This window comes from Paenibacillus sp. FSL H8-0548, from assembly GCF_038630985.1.
In the GTDB taxonomy this organism is placed as follows: domain Bacteria; phylum Bacillota; class Bacilli; order Paenibacillales; family Paenibacillaceae; genus Pristimantibacillus.
The window spans coordinates 1,676,315-1,696,067 of the sequence record NZ_CP152049.1; the positions used below are offsets into that span (position 1 = coordinate 1,676,315).

20 protein-coding genes are annotated in these 19,753 nt (G+C 46.9%); 17 read left to right on the plus strand and 3 right to left on the minus strand.

The features are described from left to right. Positions 1 to 779: 779 nt before the first annotated feature. The 11 genes from MHI37_RS07095 (at position 780) to MHI37_RS07145 (ending at position 11,020) form a co-directional block, all read left to right on the plus strand. Positions 780 to 1,343, plus strand: coding sequence for a hypothetical protein (locus MHI37_RS07095; RefSeq protein WP_076334442.1), 564 nt, complete (start codon positions 780 to 782; stop codon positions 1,341 to 1,343). Further along, positions 1,303 to 2,046, plus strand: a complete 744-nt coding sequence (locus MHI37_RS07100) for a hypothetical protein (RefSeq protein ID WP_076334441.1) — start codon at positions 1,303 to 1,305, stop codon at positions 2,044 to 2,046. The genes MHI37_RS07095 and MHI37_RS07100 overlap by 41 nt, the downstream gene beginning before the upstream one ends. Positions 2,047 to 2,576: 530 nt before the next feature. Next, on the plus strand, positions 2,577 to 2,897 hold the full coding sequence (locus MHI37_RS07105; protein WP_076334439.1) for a hypothetical protein: 321 nt from the start codon (positions 2,577 to 2,579) through the stop codon (positions 2,895 to 2,897). Then, a complete protein-coding gene (locus MHI37_RS07110; RefSeq protein WP_083675997.1) occupies positions 2,894 to 3,766 on the plus strand; it encodes a type II secretion system F family protein in 873 nt (290 codons plus the stop codon). Before MHI37_RS07105 ends, MHI37_RS07110 begins: the two co-directional genes overlap by 4 nt. Positions 3,767 to 3,786: 20 nt before the next feature. Then, complete coding sequence (locus tag MHI37_RS07115) at positions 3,787 to 4,671, plus strand: type II secretion system F family protein (protein WP_179090107.1); 885 nt, start codon at positions 3,787 to 3,789, stop codon at positions 4,669 to 4,671. 29 nt (positions 4,672 to 4,700) lie between these two features. Next, positions 4,701 to 4,886, plus strand: a complete 186-nt coding sequence (locus MHI37_RS07120) for a Flp1 family type IVb pilin (RefSeq protein ID WP_076334438.1) — start codon at positions 4,701 to 4,703, stop codon at positions 4,884 to 4,886. A gap of 12 nt (positions 4,887 to 4,898) precedes the next feature. Then, positions 4,899 to 5,627 carry a TadE/TadG family type IV pilus assembly protein gene (locus MHI37_RS07125; protein ID WP_083675995.1) on the plus strand — a complete coding sequence of 243 codons (729 nt, stop codon included), beginning with the start codon at positions 4,899 to 4,901 and terminating at the stop codon, positions 5,625 to 5,627. A 50-nt stretch (positions 5,628 to 5,677) separates the two neighbouring features. Beyond that, the gene (locus tag MHI37_RS07130; RefSeq protein ID WP_076334437.1) at positions 5,678 to 7,942 is read left to right on the plus strand and encodes a hypothetical protein; all 2,265 of its coding nucleotides are present in this window, start codon (positions 5,678 to 5,680) and stop codon (positions 7,940 to 7,942) included. Further along, positions 7,908 to 8,879 (plus strand): TadE/TadG family type IV pilus assembly protein, encoded by a 972-nt coding sequence (locus MHI37_RS07135; RefSeq protein WP_144023569.1) that lies wholly within the window; start codon positions 7,908 to 7,910, stop codon positions 8,877 to 8,879. Before MHI37_RS07130 ends, MHI37_RS07135 begins: the two co-directional genes overlap by 35 nt. Before the next feature lie 38 nt (positions 8,880 to 8,917). Beyond that, the gene (locus MHI37_RS07140) at positions 8,918 to 9,430 is read left to right on the plus strand and encodes an A24 family peptidase (RefSeq protein WP_179090106.1); all 513 of its coding nucleotides are present in this window, start codon (positions 8,918 to 8,920) and stop codon (positions 9,428 to 9,430) included. A 30-nt stretch (positions 9,431 to 9,460) separates the two neighbouring features. Next, positions 9,461 to 11,020, plus strand: coding sequence for a DUF6382 domain-containing protein (locus MHI37_RS07145; RefSeq protein WP_076334435.1), 1,560 nt, complete (start codon positions 9,461 to 9,463; stop codon positions 11,018 to 11,020). Here the strand turns inward: MHI37_RS07145 and MHI37_RS07150 are convergent. The 3 genes from MHI37_RS07150 to MHI37_RS07160 all read right to left on the minus strand — a co-directional run bounded on the left by MHI37_RS07150 (position 11,003) and on the right by MHI37_RS07160 (position 13,023). Beyond that, positions 11,003 to 11,905 (minus strand): TIGR01777 family oxidoreductase, encoded by a 903-nt coding sequence (locus tag MHI37_RS07150; RefSeq protein ID WP_076334434.1) that lies wholly within the window; start codon positions 11,903 to 11,905, stop codon positions 11,003 to 11,005. The two genes, MHI37_RS07145 and MHI37_RS07150, sit on opposite strands and share 18 nt — an antisense overlap. Positions 11,906 to 11,932: 27 nt before the next feature. Further along, positions 11,933 to 12,427: a hypothetical protein gene (locus MHI37_RS07155; RefSeq protein WP_076334433.1), complete on the minus strand. Its 495-nt coding sequence runs from the start codon at positions 12,425 to 12,427 to the stop codon at positions 11,933 to 11,935. 158 nt (positions 12,428 to 12,585) lie between these two features. Continuing rightward, complete coding sequence (locus MHI37_RS07160; RefSeq protein ID WP_076334432.1) at positions 12,586 to 13,023, minus strand: DUF2621 domain-containing protein; 438 nt, start codon at positions 13,021 to 13,023, stop codon at positions 12,586 to 12,588. Between the two features lie 101 nt (positions 13,024 to 13,124). Between MHI37_RS07160 and MHI37_RS07165 the strand changes: the two genes are divergently transcribed. The 6 genes from MHI37_RS07165 to MHI37_RS07190 all read left to right on the plus strand — a co-directional run bounded on the left by MHI37_RS07165 (position 13,125) and on the right by MHI37_RS07190 (position 19,746). Further along, entirely contained in the window at positions 13,125 to 14,255 is a 1,131-nt protein-coding gene (locus MHI37_RS07165; protein WP_076334431.1) for a deoxyribonuclease IV, read from the plus strand. Positions 14,256 to 14,297: 42 nt separating this feature from the next. Then, complete coding sequence (gene purU, locus MHI37_RS07170) at positions 14,298 to 15,200, plus strand: formyltetrahydrofolate deformylase (protein WP_076334430.1); 903 nt, start codon at positions 14,298 to 14,300, stop codon at positions 15,198 to 15,200. Between the two features lie 111 nt (positions 15,201 to 15,311). Continuing rightward, positions 15,312 to 17,330: a transketolase gene (tkt, locus tag MHI37_RS07175; RefSeq protein WP_076334429.1), complete on the plus strand. Its 2,019-nt coding sequence runs from the start codon at positions 15,312 to 15,314 to the stop codon at positions 17,328 to 17,330. A 50-nt stretch (positions 17,331 to 17,380) separates the two neighbouring features. Further along, the gene (locus MHI37_RS07180; RefSeq protein ID WP_076334428.1) at positions 17,381 to 17,698 is read left to right on the plus strand and encodes a pyrimidine/purine nucleoside phosphorylase; all 318 of its coding nucleotides are present in this window, start codon (positions 17,381 to 17,383) and stop codon (positions 17,696 to 17,698) included. 295 nt (positions 17,699 to 17,993) lie between these two features. Then, positions 17,994 to 18,851: an ABC transporter permease subunit gene (locus tag MHI37_RS07185; RefSeq protein WP_083676002.1), complete on the plus strand. Its 858-nt coding sequence runs from the start codon at positions 17,994 to 17,996 to the stop codon at positions 18,849 to 18,851. A gap of 13 nt (positions 18,852 to 18,864) precedes the next feature. Continuing rightward, positions 18,865 to 19,746, plus strand: a complete 882-nt coding sequence (locus tag MHI37_RS07190; protein WP_076334426.1) for a carbohydrate ABC transporter permease — start codon at positions 18,865 to 18,867, stop codon at positions 19,744 to 19,746. Positions 19,747 to 19,753 lie beyond the last annotated feature (7 nt).

Below are 19,753 nucleotides of genomic sequence, written 5' to 3' on the forward strand. Positions count from 1 at the left end.
GAATATATAGGCGATAAAATACCGATTCTCGGAAGGTTGTTTGAGTGGGCAGAAAGTATTTTCCGCTAAATGATGAAAAAGGCACCAATCCCCACATTGCACGTCTAAAACACCTATGATATGCTTACAATAACAAAAGAGAGCAGTTCGCCAACTGCCCTCCTGCACGATACTTGGGTGGGAGACCTCTAAACGATCAGAAAATAACCCGGACCTTGCGCAACTTGGGCGGGTTATTTTCGTTTATGCAGCTCAACAAATTTGGTTACACCAAGAATTAAATGGTGTATACTTGACTAAAATAAGAAAGAGCGCAGATGTATCAGCATCTACGCCCTTGGTACACATCCGCTTTAAGAGCGGTCAGCTTTGGAAGATTGGTTAATGGGTAGACCGAACCTTGCCGGGGGCGGTCTATTTGTCTTTTCTGATCAGTAACACGAGTGTTGCGAATGCGATCATAAGATACATCGTCTCGAATACTGTCATAAGCGTCATCCTCCTTTCACAGAGGATTAGCCGACCGCCCTTATCGCCTTTTATGTACTTAACAGGAATTATACCACATCTTTACAAAACTAGAATGATATAATATAATTCGCATGTAGCCATTGGGAAGGCATCCCATGGCTATTTTTGCGTTCGGGAGTTGATGCAATTGATTGAATTCCACGAATCGGAACACTATAACTCACCACTAAGCGACGAGGCGCTACGCCTTATCGCTTTTTTTGTTGACCGCGACACTTACGACAAGCTGCTCTATAGGGGTGCAACCTATGTACGATCTTATTATAGAAATGGCTCATACCCTTTGGAAAAACGGATTCAGCTTAACCGCATTAGGCACAGCCGTATACGTATTATTGAAGCAACGCAAAGTGAAGAAGAAGTTACGCCGCTATATCCCTTGGCTGTTGGATGATGATTCAGAGGTCAAGGCGTACATTCATAATCAACATTTGATCATGGAAAGGTTGGGAATCGAATCGAGTGGACAAGAAGGCCCAATGATACCTATTCCGACGAACTTGAAGCAATCATCAAAATTATCATGGGGAGTGAAGATCATGAAAGAATACCTCAAAAAGCTAGGAAAAACGAAGTTTCAAGCACTCCTAGCATCGTTAATCGTAAACGGCATTAGCGCGTATTTGTTCCTGTCCGGCACACTAGACATTGACGGTCAGCTTAATACGTGGATGCCAGTCATTAACCTTACAGTAGGAACGATTTCAACATGGGTTTATATCATGGTTGAGGGCGGTATCGATAAAGCTAGAGTAGGAAAGGGGAATACGAATGACAACACAGTGGACTTTACCCAAGACTCTGCCAAGTAACCTAGCATCCGTTCCAATCATCGACCTACGCGGTCAGATACCAGTTAACCCTAAAGGTAGTTGGACGGACATAAACCCTCCTAGAAACGTTGATGCGCTCACAGATATTGTATTGCACCATGACGCTATATCAAAGGCTGATACAGCCAAATACAGCGATCTTCAACTGATAATAAACATTGCCAATTCGCACATCAGTTTGACAAAAAACCGCGCAAACGGTGATGGAGGATTTCCATATTCGTTATTTGTGCGGAATGGTAAAGTGTACATTTGTAACGATCTAACAACATTCGTATATGGTGTTGCTTCTAATAATAGCTATACCGTTCATATATCTGTATCAGGCAACTACGCTGCCAATGACGTGCTGATCGATTCTGACCGTAACGCCTTGTATGCTGCGTACTATATCGCCAAAGCCAGTATGCCAGCGTTCAAGTCGCTTAAAGCACATGGAGAGATAACACCAACACTATGCCCGGGCTATGATATGGTGAAGGTACGAGCAGACATTGCAGATATTGATTTTAGTATGCTGCTGAACGAGAACTTACAAGGGCAGTTGTTGAATGCTGCATCACTGCAAACGAGAGTTAAAGACCTCTACGACAAAGCGGCAGCTCCAGGGAAGAATCAGGTTGAAGCAATACGGAAGTTATCGAGAGTAGCGGATATAATGCGAAATGAAGGGTTATTATAAAACCGCTTGATAAACGTATAACATTTTTGTTAAAATTAACTATAGTGTTCAAGTAAGTCCTCAGACCGGACGAACAATCTCGTAAGCTGCCTGTGTGGTAGTTCCCCTGAGGCTATGAGTGCTATTTTAGGGACTGGGCTTACCCGGGCCTTTTAATTAAAGGCTGGCCGTTGCATCCGAAACATCATCCGTGTTGGGTGATTATCAGGGTTCAGCGTCTGGCTTTTTTTATATTGGAGGACTAACATGACCGAACCCATCAAACTAATCGACCTCTACAAAGACGGCCTGTGTATGTGTATGGCTGCCATGAAAGGCAAGCACATCACAATCAACGAAAAGCTACACGCCAGCACCCACTTTAGAATTTACATGTGCATCAAATGTAATAAGCCTGTGTATGGCCCATCATATCCTTATCGTTAATCCCCAGTTATCCACAATGCTGGGGATATTTTTTATTCTTTTTTAAGTGCTCTTTTGTCCAAGACAAAAGCATGTCAACGGGCCATTCTAACGGAGCAAAGGATATGATGGCTCGTCTAGAGACGATGGCGCTGAGCGCTGCGGAATTGCCAGTGCTGGTGATTCGTCAGCAAATCGCGTCCGCGATCGATATTGTTATCCATCTATCCAGGTTCCGTGATCGATCGCGCAGAGTAACTGAAATTTGTGAGGTGATTGGGATGCAAGCTGGAGAAGTACTGCTTCAGCCGTTATTTCTTTTTGAAGAGGAGGAGGAATGTGGCGCTCAGGTAGTTGGCGGGCTTAAGCGTACAGCGAACCAGCTTGTCAGGCTGGATAAGCTGATTATGGCTGGGAAGAGCATAAACGGAGGAGTTGCCATATGAGAAGTGCTTATGAAGCTAGCAAAAGCTACCGTCAAAATCGGCAGCAGAGCGGACCGATAGACAGAGCGCTTGAATGGTGCGGCTGGGAGAGCAGCATCACGCTGGACAATTTAAGAGCAGGCCGACAATTAACGAATTACGATCATTACTATTTGACAAGAAAACAGTCTACTGCAGCAGCCCTTGCAGCAGCAATAGTTATTTATGCGGCTGTCTACCTGTTCTATCATTCTATGTTTCTATCGTTAATAGCTGCGTTATTTGGAATAATCGCACCAAGATTCAGACGCAGGTCATTGCTGCTGCAGCGTAAAGAGCGTTTGAAGCTGCAATTTAAGGAGGCATTATTCTCGCTCATTTCCTCGCTTGCTGCAGGAAGATCTATCGAAAATGCTTTTTTGTCAACACTTGATGATCTAAAGCTGCTCTATCCTGATGCTCGAACGGAGCTTCTAATCGAGTTTCAAATTGTTCGATTTCGACTGGAAAATGCCGAGCCTCTGGAGTATGCGCTTCGTCATTTTGCGAATCGTGCAGGCATTGATGAAATTACACAGTTTGTTGATGCACTGGGGTCATGCAAGCGCTCGGGCGGAGATTTGCTGGAGGTGATGAAACGAACCTCGGTTATTATTGGAGAAAAACTAGAAATTGAGCAGGAGATAGCCGTTATGATTGCTCAGAAAAAATTTGAGGGACGAATTATGATGGCCGTGCCCTTTGTTTTTCTAGCTTTTTTAAGCGTAGCAGCTCCTGACTATATGGCTCCGCTGTATGGAGGGTTTGGATACGTATTGTTGACGGCGGCGCTAGTTTTACTCGGCTTCTGCTTCTGGATCATGATAAAAATGATGGATATACGTATGTAGCGAAGAAAAGAGGGATGGGGATGGCTGCTGCGCTGGTCGCTGCCGTGCTGACCGTTTTGTGGATTTATTTGGTCGGTAGTGGAGCGCTTCGTTTAATTTGGCTCCATCTAGCAAATAAGAAACGAGAGAGTAGTGAAGGTATGACGCGGCTTAAGCAGCTTGTCCTAATCAACCCCTTCATGCGTCTGCTTGAACGGCTTCATCTGTTTGATTCCCTTCAGCTGCCTATGGGCAGCTACCATATGAAGCTGCTTGTCTTGATGGATAATCATTGGTCGATCGAGCAGACGAAGGCAGAAGCGGCAGTGGGATTTGGGACTGGCTACGCTGCTTTAACGATTTGTGCTTGGCTGAGTCTGCTCGGACAAGAGCCTGTTCTGCTCGCGATGGGGGCTGTGATAGGCATTGTGCTTGTACTGCGCCCGTTCGTGGAGGCTGGGCGGCGTGTTGAGCAGCGCAAGCAGCAGATCATTACAGAGCTTCCGGATATGCTGAGCAAGCTTATGCTGCTTGTAGGCGCAGGTGAGACGGTGCAGCAGGCATTGGCTAAATGCTTGGATGGGAAGGAGGCTGGCCAGCATCCTCTCTACAAGGAGTGGGGAGTTGCGGTAGTCTCGATGCGCAATGGCCAGCCCTTCAGCACGACGATTGAAAAATTTAATAGGCGCTGCTCTGTTCAGGAGGTTTCGATATTTACAACGGTTCTGCTGCTGAATTATCGCCGCGGAGGGGAGCATTTCGTTCTTGCTTTGCGTGAGCTTTCTTATACCTTATGGGAGAAACGAAAGGCAATTGCTAGATCACGTGGAGAGGAGGCATCCTCGAAGCTTGTTTTCCCGCTTGTGGGGATATTGCTTGTGCTTATGATTTTAGTTGCTGCGCCAGCCGTTTTATTAATGTCTTGAATATGAGAAAAAGAGAGGAAGATGGATCGATGAAAAAGCTAGCTAAAGCAATTCAATCATTTTGGACAGAAGAAGAGGGCCTCGGTACGTTAGAAATTATTTTGATTATTGCAGTTGTTATTATTATTGCTTTGCTGTTCAAGGATTGGATTATTGAGCTTATTGAGAGACTTATGGGAAAAGCAGATGATGAAGCGGATAAAATTTTCAGTTAGCAGGCGGTGCTGATGTACGCACATAAAATGAAGGTTAAGCTGCTATGCTTGCTGAGAAAAGAGCAGGGCAGCTTCACGCTGGAGTCGACGATCGTATTTCCACTGCTGCTGGGACTGATTTTATTATTCATTTTGTTTGGCATGTATATGTATCAGAAGGTGATCGTTTATTACGCCGCATCAACAACGGCTGAGCGAGCGGCGTACAGCTGGGATAACAGCTCTCGCGAGGCGAGGAATGGCATGCTGACTAACCTTAGCTACGATGGGCTTTACTGGCGAATTAGCGAGGATAAGCTGCTTGGCAGCTTGTTTGGAACAAGTGAAGAAGAGGGTACAGCAGTCGTGGCACTTCCTCTTATGGAAGCGAAGGCTGAGGAGAATGATCCTTTGGCAAACCGAAAATTGAAGCAATCGGTGGAATGGATAGGCAAAGCTGGGCTTGCATACGAAGGACAAGTTAGCTATGAGCGAAGCGCAGTTAAGAAAACCATTGAGGTAAAGCTGAAAGCACCGTTGTCGAATCAGCTGGTAGAGAAGAGCTGGCTGCGGCGTGAGTCCAAAAGTGTTGCAGCTGCCTCTGTGGTTGACCCAGTGGAGTTTATAAGAAGTGTCGATCTTGTAAGGTACTACTATGCTAAGTTTTCGAAAGGGGCAGGCGGAGGGGAACAATCGAGATCGCGAGCGGGACAGGCTTTAGCTCCTTATAAAGGATCAATGCAGGAGGAGAAATCAAAATGATCGAGTGAGCTTGTGAGCAGATAGGCACTTGAAGGAGGGATACGGCGGCTATGATTGAAAAGGTTGCGAAGGGAGCAGAGGCTGAGCAGAGCAAGCATAGTCTGCTCTTTCGGGAAGACGGTGCAGTAACCATATTTTCGGTTATCGTATTATCGTCGCTGCTGTTGTTTTTTTCATTGCTCATTGATTATGCCCGAATTGCAGCCCTGCACAAGCTGACCGAGGATGCTGTAAGGTCGAGCGTTCGATCGGTGCTTTCTGCTTATGATTCTGCTCTTTATGAGCGCTACGGATTATTTGGCCGCGGGGGGACGGAGGGACAGTTCATATTCTCCGATGTGATGACGGCTAATGGAGAGGGCGCTGTCGGTTCTAATAAAAAAGGGATTCGAATGGTTCGTTCGAAGCTGGAGTCCTCTACTCTTCATGCAGCCTCGTATCTTGGCAGCCATGAAGTGTTTGCCAGACAGGTACTGGAGGATATGAAGTACAAGGCTCCGGTTGATTTTACACTGGAGCTTGTCACGAAGTTTGCACCGATGGCTGAAGCGATGAAGGAGGCATCCGTCACACTTAGCTTGCTGGAGAGAATGCGAAAGCTTTATGAAAGACGGGAAGCTCATCTCGCCAAAGTATTGGAGCTGCAAGAGCGGTCAGCTTCGGAGATGAGAGACAGCGGGATTCACGCACTGATTCCGGTTCAGTCGGCAGGAGTCTCGGCTGCAGAGAACACCGCGCTTAGCATCGCTTCAGAATTTAAAGCGTACGCCGCAAAGGTGAAGCTGCTGTCAGAGCTGCCAGCTGCTGATACAGAAAACACCTCAAAAGAAATTAGAGCATACGAGCAGAAGGCGACGGCATTCAGCGTTATGCTGCGGAGACTTAGCAGCGAGCAGTTGGATCAACAGATGAAGCAGCAAGGAAATGCCATGAGGGAGCTGGAAGCTGCACGCGCATTAAATGAGGAGCTGCTGAAGCTTGCCGAAGAAGCCAGTCAGCAGCAGGATAGCACAGGTTATGATGCCGTATCGAAAGCCATTGCGGAAGGGGCTGAGGAGTATGAGCTTCCTGATGGAACTGCTGATGATATCGAGCAAGTAAAAGCTGCAGCAGCAGAGCTAGTCAAGTCGGATGACTGGTTTAACGCATATGTACATGAGCTGGAAGCGCAAGGAATAGCTGCGGCGGCGATCGATGCGGAAGCAGCAGCGTATCAAGACAAAAGCTTAGCTTCATTAATCAGGCCGGTTGTAAGCAGTTCTAGTGAAGCTTTGTACGACAGTGCAGCGAGCATAAGACTCGCCTATGAAGGATATGAAGAGAAGTATATTCGTCCAGCCAGCGTAATGGTCAATCGGAAGCAGGAGCATGAGCAAGGCGGTTTAAAGGCGAAGCTGAAACAGCAGGAGGAGGAAGCAAATTCTCTTTGGAAGCAGGCACGCAGCTTGCTCAATGGATTGACAACGGTCCTGCAATCGGAAGAGCACTTGCAGGTTTTTGAGCAGGTTAAGCAGCGCTATAACGATAATATGCTGTTCAATGAGCAGATAGATGAAACGATAACCGATGCGCCGATGGGAAAAGCAAGCGATGCACATGAGGCAGCAGAACATTCCACAGCGAAAATGAGCGGTTTATTTGCTGGGATGGCAGGGATGCTCGAGCGTACAAGGGACTCCTTGTATTTTGGTGAATACGCTGTTCATCGATTTGCCTTCTTCGCCCCCCAGCATTTGTATTCAATGATAATGGAAGGAAATATGTCAGAGCTGGAGAAAGCGGCTTCTTTCCATAACCAGGAAACGGAATATATTATTTATGGCTTTCATAATTCAGTAGGCAACATAGCTGCAGCTTATGGGGAGCTGTTTGCTATTCGCTTTGCTGTTCGAACGATGGAGGGACTAATAGCGAGCCGTTCTTTGGGGCATCCGCTGCTTATTTTGTCGGCGGCGCTTATTTATGGCTTAGAGAAAACGATGGAGGATATGCTGGCCTTCGCAGAACGTGGCTCGGCCCCGTTATCGAAATACGTAAAGGTAGAGCTTTCCTACAAGGACTACCTAAGGCTGTTTATTCTTATGCATGGGGCGGGCGATAAGGCAAGCATGGCTAGAATGATTGCAGTTATTGAGCAAAACAACGGTGTCGTCCTATCTGCTGTTCCAAGTGGGGTTACGGGAGAAGCGAATGTTTCAATGGAGCTGTGGTTTGTTCTTGGACTTATACGGGTAATTGGAAGCCTTGGACTATTGGAAGGAAAGGTTGTCGGCAATCGATATGAGACGACACAGACGATTGGCGGCTCCTATTAATTATCGGCCTAAGGAAAATGAGCGAGGGTCAATAGTCGTAGAAGCCGCGTTAGTTATGCCTATGATTATCGTTGTACTTCTAGTCTTTGTAACATTGATCCGGTTGTGTGCCGTGCAAATGGCGTTGCATTCAGCCGCTTCCCAGACAGTAAGACAAATTGCGGCACATATACATCCGATCGAGCTAGCATGGCAGCAAGCAGCAGATAAACAGCCTGTGGAAGAGCGAACGCTGCTGCCAACATCTACTTGGAGTGAGATTGCGGCAGAAGCAGCGGAATGGCTGCCTGACCCAGCAGGAGAACTGGTATCATCTGCGCTGCGTGGCGATTTCCGTCCGCTGCAAAATATGGCTGCTACAGAAATTGGCCGTGCTGTTGTCGAGCCATTGTTAAAACAATTTGCTGATGCCGCAATTATTGATCAGGAGCGGCTAAGCTTAGGCTGGCTGTCACTGCCTGATCTTGATAAGGAAAACGAGTCTTATTTGACGATTGCTGTAGAATATGAATTTCCATTAAAGCTGCCCTTCTATAACAAGCCGATTATTCTTAAGGAGCAAGCCTCTGAGCGGGTTTGGATAAGCGACGCTCTCCCTGCAAGGTATGGCACGGAGAACAATCAAGCGGATCATATTCCAATTCAGATTGTAGCTATTGAGCCGACGCCCTTGCGGCCGGGACGAAAGGCAACTGTAACGGTGAAGACGGTGCCGGGCGCTGCCATCTCTTTGGGTGTCATGTACAAGAGCGGGTCAAGCAAAGCGAAGCATTTGGGGGAAGCGACGGCTGATGCCGATGGTTACGTAAAGTGGACTTGGCATGTATCAGGCAATACGACGCCTGGCATTTGGGAGCTAACTGCTTCTGAGGTGAATAAGGAGAGCAACAGAGTAGCGATGCATTTTGTTGTTGAGAAGAGCAGCAGTGGAAGCTAATAAGCAAACGGACGTTTTCTGGAATAAGGGGGATTGTAGTGAATATTACTCAGCTAGTGGCAGCAGGCTTGTTTTTGGCTATCGCTTTTATTGTTGACATTAGAAAACAGATCATTCCGAATTGGCTGACAGCTGCTTCCTTTGCTGCGGCAATTGTTTATCATGCTGTTCTAGGTGGGATGGAGGGCATAACAGCAGCTTTAATAGGGGCAGCCGCAGGTTTTTTTCCATTGCTGCTGCTTCATCTGGCGAAAGGGATCGGTGCTGGAGATGTCAAGCTGTTTGCTGCTTTAGGCGCTTGGCTAGGTGTATGGACTGTTCTGCAAGTGCTGCTGTATTCGATTTTGTATGCAGGCGCAATTGGCATATGTCTAGTTATTATGAATCGTACGTTTGGAAAACGATTGGTGGAGGGGGCAACTGCTATTTTTGTGCCTGCTGTGGGCTGGAGGAAGCAGCAATGGCTGCAATGGGCGAGGTCGGGCAAAAAATTTCCGTTTATGCTGGCTGTCGCCCCTGCTGCAATAACAGTGTGGTCTATCATTAGTTAAGCAGGCTGGCTAGAAGGGGGAAATTGGTTCATGCAGAGCTTTCGAATTGATTTTACAATGAATCAGGAGCATGAAATGATGCTGGATCGAGAGAGCGGCATTTATAGGAGCGAGCTGGATGAGATAGAGCTTCATATGCTGCACAGCGAACAGATACCGAATTTCCTGCCGATAGATTGGTTTGAGATGGACGGTAAAGTAACCTTTCGCTATAAGCTGTCGGGGATGAAGATGCTCCTGCATCGCCTGCAGCAGCAGCCGCTCACAATGGAACAATATTATACGCTTATATTAGGAATTACGGATGCGCTTTTTGAATGCAAAAATTATATGCTGCGGCCTGAGGGCTGTCTGCTTGATGAGCAGTATATCTTTATCGGAGAGGATCTTCATCATATTCGCATTGCCTACGTTCCGATGAAAGGAGGGCCAGAAGATCAAACGATCGGGGCGGGCGATCTCTTGTATCTTATTGTTCGGTTTACCTCCTATATTGACCATATAGACGGCGAGGGGCTGCAGCGTGTGCTCCAGCCATTAGCTGCTAAGCGATGGCCGCTTGCGGAGCTTCGGGCCATACTTTTAGAATTAATTGGAACGTCACCCGTTGCGAAGCCACTCCGAGTGGAGCCTGAAATAAAGGAGCAAAATTTATGGCATAGATCCGCACAGCAGCTGCAGCCGTCATCTGTTCCGTCAGAGCTGCACTATTCAGATTCAGTTGATTATAAAGCAGAGCTTAATGATCAGGATCGTTCTATTAAAGCTGTTGAAGATGCCTTGTATTTAGAAGAGTCTGATGATGATGAGGATGAGCCGAATACGAAGAGAAAATGGATCATGGCGGCCGGGCTTATCATTGCAATATCGTGCGTATGGCGTTTTGTTTATTTTGCTATGGAAACAAGGCAAGCTCTGCTCATCAGCTCTGGTCTAACCTTGCTTCTTCTATCATTTTTTTTGCTAGCAGTGAGAAGAAGAGAGATTAAGCAGGGATACTCCAAGGAGGATGATATGGATTGGTCTCGGCAGAGGTCTATCGATGGATTGTTCACGGAGCCAAGTAATAGGAATGTTGAGCTGGAGAGGAATGCTACGGAACCAGAAATGTACGCCGGAGCTCTTCGTGAACAAGGAGCAGATCAACCTTCGGCTCCACTGCGTGTAGTAGTTTCAAATCCAGTGGATACCAAAGTAGAGCCAACGATGCTGATCGGGCGCAATACTCATCAGCCGCCGCAGGCAGTTGAAGCGGAAATCTGGCTGCAAAGAAGCTGGGAGGGACAATTGAGTAGGCTGGATTTAGAAGAGGAGTTCTTTCGAATTGGACGAATGGGAGAGCGGTTGAGCTATGAAGAGCTAGCGAGTGGTGTTTCTCGTCTTCATTTGGAAATAGAAAACCTGAAGGGCGAATATAGAGCGAAGGATCTAGGTTCGAGAAATGGGAGCCTGCTGAATGGACAAGCGATGATCCCCTACAAAAGCTATAAGCTGGCTATAGGGGATATTATCCATTTAGCAGGTGTGACTGGCCCATCCTACGAGTTGAAAAAAGGGGACGTTAATTCTGGGTTATCTGCCGCCTACTAAATCATTCATAGCGCTATCGACCGTCGGAAAGCGGAAGACAAACCCATGATCAAGCGCTTTGCGCGGCAATGCGCGCTGCCCGTCCAAGAGCAGTGTGGACATCTCGCCGAACAAGGCTTTCATCACAAAGGCTGGCACGGGGAACCAATGCGGTCTTCCCATTGCTTTGCCAATTGCCCGGCCAAATACGTCATTGCTTACTGGATCAGGCGAAGAGCCATTCACAGGACCGCTTATATCTTCATGGTCTAAAATAAATAAAATAAGACGAATCATATCCTCAAGATGAATCCAAGAGAGCCATTGCTTGCCGCTGCCGATCCTGCCGCCTCCAAATAAGCGATAAGGCATAGCCATCAAAGGAAATGCTCCATCCTTCTTATCCAGGACAACGCCGACGCGAAGCTTTACAAGCCGCTCTGCCGGAATAGCGTCTGCGGCCTGCTCCCAATTGCTAACGACCTCTGATAAAAAATCAGTAACCTTCATGGGACTGGATTCATCGAAAATTTCATTTGATGATATTCCGTAAGCAGAAATACCGGATGCATTAATGACCAGCGGAGGCTTTGGCTCCAGGGAGTTCATTAGTTTTGAGATGCGTGCTGCCGCTGTGATTCTTGAATCCATAACACGGTGCTTAGCCGCTACGCTCCAGCGCTGATTGATAGATTCTCCAGCAAGATTAATAATGGCGTCAATGCCTTCCAGCAAACCAGGAGCAGTATCAAGCTCGTCCCATGTTACATGGGTAACTCCGGGGCGTCTTGTCTGCTCCCTTGCTCCGCTTCGAGAGATAATGAATACCTCATCATTTCTGTTCAACAAGCGATCTGTGAGCGCACTTCCAATAAAGCCCGTTCCACCAGCAATTGCAACCCGCATCTAAAGCTCGCCCCTTTGCTTATCCGATCACTTAATTTCCTCGATTTTGACGAGCCAATTTTGCTTGATGCTGGCATCGCCTTCGATCGCTTTTTCCGTATACTCGAATTTTATTTTTGCATCGTCTGAGAGAGCCTCGACCATGCCCGATTGATCGTCAGTTACTTGTAGAACAATTACACCTGCAGCTGTTTCAACTTCTATGGAGTGAGAGTCAATTAGACCGCTAAATGTACCTTCATTAACTTTAACCGATGCTGCTGGTTCTTCAGCTGCGCCGCCATTGTCCGTTGTCGGCTCAGGTGACGGTGACGATACATCTGGCTCAAGAACGCCGCTTTCATCAGGCAATTGACTGACAATCGGTGTCTCGTCCACTGTACCCTGCAGATCATTTCCTGGAGCTGCATTGTTTGTGTTGGAGCTGTTGCCGCAAGCTGATGCGGCTAACATGACAGCAAGGAGAACGGCTCCTGCTGTGACTGCTTTTTTATTTTTTCTTTTCCTTGATGTGTTCATCATGAGAACCACCTCCTGCATGTTATAACGAAATGAATGTGTGTTAGGTTACATAATTATATTTAAACGTAAAAGAAGATTGTGAATCTCACGATTGATTAGCTGCGTTCATTCTGCTGGAATGAATAAATGAGTTTAAGCCGCCAGAGGGCGGCTTAAACTCATTTATTAAGTAAATGCTTATAGGGAGCGTAGTCAATTCCTTTACGGTCAAGGAATGTGACGAGGCTGCGATAATCACGTTTTGGAGTAGCTCGTATGTAGCCCTCGATGCAATGCTCGCGCGTAACGGACGATGCGCCGTGCTCAATTGCCACCTGGCCAATTTTGGCTGCGATGGAATGTTTGGCTATATCGCGAAAAGCGGTTGGCACTGGAGATACTAGCTCATCGAGCAGCTCCTTGGAATCGTCGCTCCACATGCTGCGGCTGCGGTCTACCCAGTAATTTTGCCAATCGAGCTTAGACTTGCCGTCTCGCATCGGAAGCAGCTTGAGAAATTTTCGAAACATGAAAAAACCGCCAATGGACATGGCACCAACCATGACTACTGCCCAAAAAACGATAAAATACATAAACCAATCAGGCGCTACTTTCATAAGTGTCTTTCACCTCAATAATGAATTATACCGTATTCCTAGATTTATTTCGACATTCCTTGTAAAATAAGGTTTGATCAACCGAAAGGGGCGATAAATTTATGATAAAAATAGGTTCCCATGTATCATTTTCGGACAAGGGGCTGCTATCAGCAGCACAAGAGGCAGTTTCATATGGTTCCAGCTCATTTATGATTTACACCGGCGCACCTCAGAATACGAGGAGGAAGCCGATCGATACGCTATATATTGAAGAAGGCAAAGCACTAATGGAGCAATCCGGCATCAACGAAATCGTTGTGCATGCTCCTTATATTGTGAATTTGGGCTCATATAAGGATGCTACGTTTGAGCTTGGGGTTTCTTTCTTGCAAGAAGAAATTCGTCGGACGGAGCAGATCGGTGTTCGGAATATTGTTCTTCATCCAGGCGCTTATACAGACAAGGATGCTGAATATGGCATTGCTCGCATTGCAGCAGGCTTAAACGAGGTGCTTGCTGGAACGAAGGAAACCAATGTGAACATCGCGCTTGAGACGATGGCAGGCAAAGGAACCGAAATTGGCCGCAGCTTTGAAGAGCTTGCAGCTATTATTGACAAGGTTGAGGACAATCAACGTTTAACGGTCTGTATGGATACTTGCCATATGCATGATGCGGGTTATGACCTTGTCGATGATCTCGATGGCGTGCTGGAGCAATTCGACCGCATTGTTGGACTAAACCGTGTTGCTGTCGTTCACGTGAATGACAGCAAAAATCCACGTGCTGCAAGCAAGGACAGACATGCTCCGATAGGTGCTGGCTGGCTTGGACACGATGCGATTCAAAGAATTGTGAATCATGAAGGGCTTCAGGGTCGTCCATTCATATTGGAGACGCCGTGGATTGGCAAGGAAGACAAAACAGATCGCCCGATGTATGAGGCGGAAATTGCGCTGCTTAGCGGTAATGGCAGGCCGCGTCTAGGCGAACCGTTCTTCGAGGATGTGGAGCGGCTTCATCATTTCTTCGGCAAGCAGGAAATCGATCCTAGGTTATTCGTAATCTCTACTTGGGAATTGCTGAAAAACGATGCCAAAGCTAAGAAAGCAGATCCGCGCGAGCCAATGGAGCGCTTGTATGATCTTATTATTGCTGGCGAGGCTCTCTCTTCTGAATTGACGGAGGAGCAGGTTAATCAGCGCATCGTCGCTTGGTTTGGCGGCAAAGAGCTACTTGCCAGAATTTAAAAAAATTACTTTATATATATCTGTGAGAGGAAGATTGAAGTTATGTCATCACTAATTCCCCCGTCCGAAAACAGCAATGCTGTCGGCACAAAAAACGGCCGAGCCCGCATGCTTATTTCTTGTCCAGATCGTTCGGGCATCGTTGCAGCTGTTTCGCATTTCTTGTATGAGCACGGAGCAAATATCGTACAATCGGATCAATATACGATGGACCCTGAGGGCGGCATGTTTTTCATTCGCTTCGAGTTTGATCTGAACGATCTGGATAAAGAGCTTCCCGTGCTTGTTGAAGATTTTGCTAGAGTAGCTGACCGCTTCGATATGAAGTGGCATACATTCCGTGCAAGCCGCAAGAAACGCCTAGCTGTGTTTGTATCCAAAGAGGATCATTGCTTGCTGGAGCTGCTCTGGCAGTGGAAGGCCGGAGATTTGAATGCTGATATCGCAATGGTCATCAGCAATCATCCCGATATGCGCGAGCTGGTAGAGTCCTTCGGCATTATGTATCACCATATTCCAGTTACTGCGTCAACGAAGGAAGAAGCAGAACGCAAGCAGATGGAAGTCGTTGCGGACAAAGCGGATATCATTGTATTAGCACGCTACATGCAAATTATTTCGCCGAGATTTATCGAGCAATTTCCTAATCGCATCATTAATATTCATCATTCTTTCCTTCCTGCTTTTGTAGGCGGCAAGCCTTATGCGCAAGCTTACACTCGCGGCGTGAAAATTATCGGAGCAACCGCACATTATGTAACCGAGGAGCTCGATGGCGGTCCAATTATTGAGCAGGATGTTCAGCGCGTCAGCCACCGCGATAATGTAGATGACCTAAAGCGTATTGGCCGCACAATTGAGCGCGTCGTACTCGCCCGCGCTGTGAAATGGCATATTGAAGATCGAGTTATCGTGCATCACAATAAAACAGTTGTATTCAATTAACTGTATATTTATACTGTGATTCTATTTTTAATATTGGAAAACCTTCAAACAGAGTGATACAATATTCAAAGCTATTACGTAGATAAGATCAGACTATAGGAGGAAATTGTAATGAATGCAGCACAGAAATCAGTTGAACAGCTTTCTATCGATACGATCCGTACACTTGCGATTGACTCAATCGAAAAAGCCAAATCGGGTCACCCTGGCATGCCAATGGGCGCAGCTCCAATGGGCTACCAGCTTTTCGCTAAAAACATGAAGCATAATCCTTCAAACCCTACATGGATCAATCGCGATCGCTTTGTTTTGTCAGCGGGTCACGGTTCGATGCTCCTTTACAGCCTTCTTCACCTATCCGGCTATGATTTGCCGCTTGAAGAGCTGAAAAACTTCCGCCAATGGGGCTCCCTGACACCAGGACATCCTGAGTTCGGTCACACTGCAGGTGTTGATGCAACGACTGGTCCGCTTGGTCAAGGTATTGCAATGGCAGTAGGTATGGCGATTGCAGAAGCACAGCTCGGCGCGACTTATAACAAAGAAAACCATGAGCTAATCAATCACTTCACATATTCCATTTGCGGCGACGGCGACTTGATGGAAGGCGTTTCTCATGAAGCTGCTTCTTTCGCAGGCCACTTGCAGCTTGGCAAATTGGTCGTTCTATATGATTCCAACGATATTTCGCTTGATGGCGAGCTGAGCCTATCGTACTCCGAGAGCGTTCAAAAACGTTTCGAAGGCTATGGCTGGCAAGTTCTTCGCGTAGAGGACGGCAATGACCTTGAAGCTCTATCCAAAGCAGTAGCTGAGGCGCAAGCAGATTTGTCCAAACCGACTTTGATCGAAGTGAAAACGGTTATCGGCTTCGGCAGCCCGAACAAAGGCGGCAAAGGCGGACATGCTGGTCCTCACGGATCACCACTTGGCGTTGATGAAACAAAATTGACAAAGCAAGCATACGGCTGGTCGGAAGATCACCAGTTCCATGTTCCTGATGAGGTTCGCGCTCATTTTGCAGACGTGAAAAGCAGCGGCGAGGAAGCGAACGCACAGTGGGATGCAGCTTTCGCAGCTTACAAATCAGCTTTCCCTGAGCTTGCAGCACAGTTCGAGCTAGCGATCTCCGGCGCATTGCCAGAGGGCTGGGATGCTGATCTTCCTGTATACAAAGTAGGAGATAGCGCTGTATCGACTCGTGTAGCTTCCGGTAATGCACTTAACGGACTAGCGAAAAACGTGCCTACGATTTTCGGTGGTTCTGCTGACTTAGAAAGCTCAACCATGACTCACCTTAAAGGTTTGACTCAGTTCAAGCCAGGCAGCTACGATGGCCGCAATCTCTATTACGGCGTTCGTGAATTCGGAATGGCTGCTGCAATGAACGGTATCGCTCTACACAGTGGTTTGAAAGTATTCGGCGGTACGTTCTTCGTATTTACCGATTATCTTCGTCCTGCTGTTCGCCTTGCTGCATTGATGAAGCTTCCTGTTGTTTATGTATTGACACATGACAGTATCGCTGTTGGTGAAGATGGTCCTACACATGAGCCGATTGAGCAGCTTGCTTCAATCCGTATCATCCCTGACCTGACTGTCATTCGTCCTGCTGACGGCAACGAAACTTCTGCTGCATGGGCGTATGCTGTTGAGAACACAGGCAACCCGGTAGCTCTAGTGCTTACTCGTCAAAACCTGCCGATCCTTGAAGGAACTGTGGAAGGCGTTCATGAGAACATTCGCCGCGGTGCTTACGTTGTTTCTGATGCTGCGGGCGGCAAGCCGCAAGCGCAAATTCTTGCAACAGGCTCTGAGGTTCAACTAGCAGTTGCTGCTCAGAAGGCTTTGGCAGAAGAGGGCATTCAAGTACGTGTAATCAGCATGCCGAGCTGGGATCTGTTCGAGAAGCAATCGAAGGAATACAAAAACTCCGTTATTCTTCCTGAGGTTAAAGCTCGTCTTGCGATCGAAATGGCTCATCCATTCGGCTGGGAGCGTTACACAGGAGATCAAGGCGATATTCTTGCTATCGACCGTTTCGGAGCTTCCGCACCTGGCGATCGCGTAATTAAAGAATATGGCTTCACGGTTGAGAACGTTGTTAGCAAAGTGAAAGCACTGCTGTAATCGTTACTATAAGCTTTAGCATCCGATAAATAAGGGAGAATTACACTGCCATGTCTCAATTCGATAATGTTTCAATCGTAAAGAAAGCTAATGTTTATTTTGATGGTAAAGTAACTAGCCGCGCTGTGCTGTTTGCAGACGGTACCAAAAAAACACTAGGTATTATGCTGCCTGGCGACTATGAGTTTGGGACAGACTGCGTCGAAATCATGGAGATTTTAGCTGGTGATTTGAAGGTGCTTCTCCCTGGTGAAACCGAGTGGATTCATATTCAAGGCGAAGGTGAATTCCGTGTGCCTGCGAATACGAAGTTTAAGCTTCAAGTTGCTGAAGTATCGGATTACTGCTGTTCGTATATTTACGAGTAAGAATTTCATTGTTTTTAATGGAAAAGAGGCTTTCCCGAAGCGAAGATTATTCGCTTGCGGGAAGGCCTCTTTTTTTTCTCTATATTTCTCCGGAATGAAACGCACCGCCGCCATACAATCCCCTAATATCGTGCTACCAATCTTAAAACCTTGTTATATGAGGCGTCTACCCCCAAGGTTACAATAAGTTTATAGATAACGAGGACAAAAATGAAAAGGTTGAAAGGGGGAGAACCTATTGAAACAAAAGGTTTCACGGAAGTGGAATTTCAAACTTACTTGGCCGCTGCACATCATGCTGATACCAGGCATCGTGCTCGTCTTAATATTCTCATATATGCCGATGCTGGGACTTATTATGGCGTTTCAGGACTTTCAGCCGCAGCATGGTTTCTTCCGATCAGAGTGGGTTGGCTTCGAAAACTTTACGCTAATGTTCGAATATCCGGATGCGAGACAGGTCATTTGGAACACGTTAATTATCGCAGTCATCAAGATTGTGGCTCATCTGTTTGTGCCGTTGGTATTTGCTCTGCTGCTCAACGAGGTAAGGAAAATGCTGTTTAAGCGGTTCGTACAAACATTGGTTTACTTGCCGCATTTCTTATCTTGGGTCATTCTCGGAGGGATTTTGCTGGACATGCTATCGACTGACGGAGGGCTTGTGAATCAAGCGCTGGGTTGGTTTGGCATTGAGCCGATCTTCTTCCTTGGCGACAACGACTGGTTTAGATTTACGGTTATTGCGAGCGATGTATGGAAGGACTTTGGTTTTTCAACGATTATTTTCTTGGCTGCCCTCTCCGGCATCAATCCTGACTTCTACGAGGCAGCACTAATAGATGGAGCCAATCGTTGGCAGCAGGTATTTAAGATTACACTGCCATCGCTTATCCCAATTACAATCGTAGTCGCTACGCTGTCACTTGGGAATGTCTTGAACGCAGGCTTTGATCAAATTTTCAATCTGTACAATCCATTGGTTTATGAAAAAGGCGATATTATTGATACTTATGTATATCGTGTAGGACTAATTGGAGGAAACTTTGGGTTTGGTACTGCGGTCGGTGTGTTCAAATCGCTAGTTAGCTTAATCCTGATTGTCATCTCATACAGGCTCGCCTATAAGCTGGCCAATTACCGCATTTTCTAAAGGGGGGAGCTACATGCATCATCGTTCGTTAACTTATCGAATTTTTTCAGTAGGAAATGGCTTGTTTCTAGCGCTTCTATCATTCATGTGTATCGCTCCTCTTATTCACGTCCTTGCGGTATCGTTAAGCTCATCGGCGGCCGCGGATGCTAATATCGTGAAGATGTGGCCCGTTGGATTTTCACTTGAAGCCTATAAGGTAACATTATCAAACGGGAATTTCATAGGCTCGTTCATGAATTCGATTGTGCGAACCGTGCTCGGTACGGCAGTTGCCATCGGCATGTCGATCTTCATTGGTTATTCCTTGTCGAAGGAAACGAACGAGTTTAAGGGACGCAACATGTACGCTTGGTTTTTTGTCTTCACGATGCTGTTCAGCGGCGGGCTCATTCCGGGGTATATGGTCGTACAGAAGCTAGGCTTGCTGAATTCGATCTGGGCACTCATCCTTCCGGGGGCGGTCAGCGTGTATAATACGATCTTGCTGATGAATTTCTTCCGTACCTCTGTACCGAAGGCGCTTGAGGAAGCCGCATTTATTGATGGAGCGGGGCATTTCCGGGCACTGTGGAGCATCTATCTGCCGATCTCGCTGCCTTCGCTCGCTACCATATCGCTATTTACGATGGTTGGACACTGGAACGCTTGGTTTGATGGTCTTATTTATATGACGCAAACAGAGAAGTATCCGATGTCAACGCTGCTGCAAACGCTTGTTGTCCAGCGGGATCTAAGCAGTATGAATGTCAATGCGGATGAATTGAAGCAGCTTTCTAATCGGACAGTCAAGACCGCGCAAATCTTTATCGCAACGCTGCCGATTATTGCCGTTTATCCATTTTTGCAAAAGTTTTTCGTCAAGGGGATCGTGCTTGGCTCTGTTAAGGAATAAAGCTGGA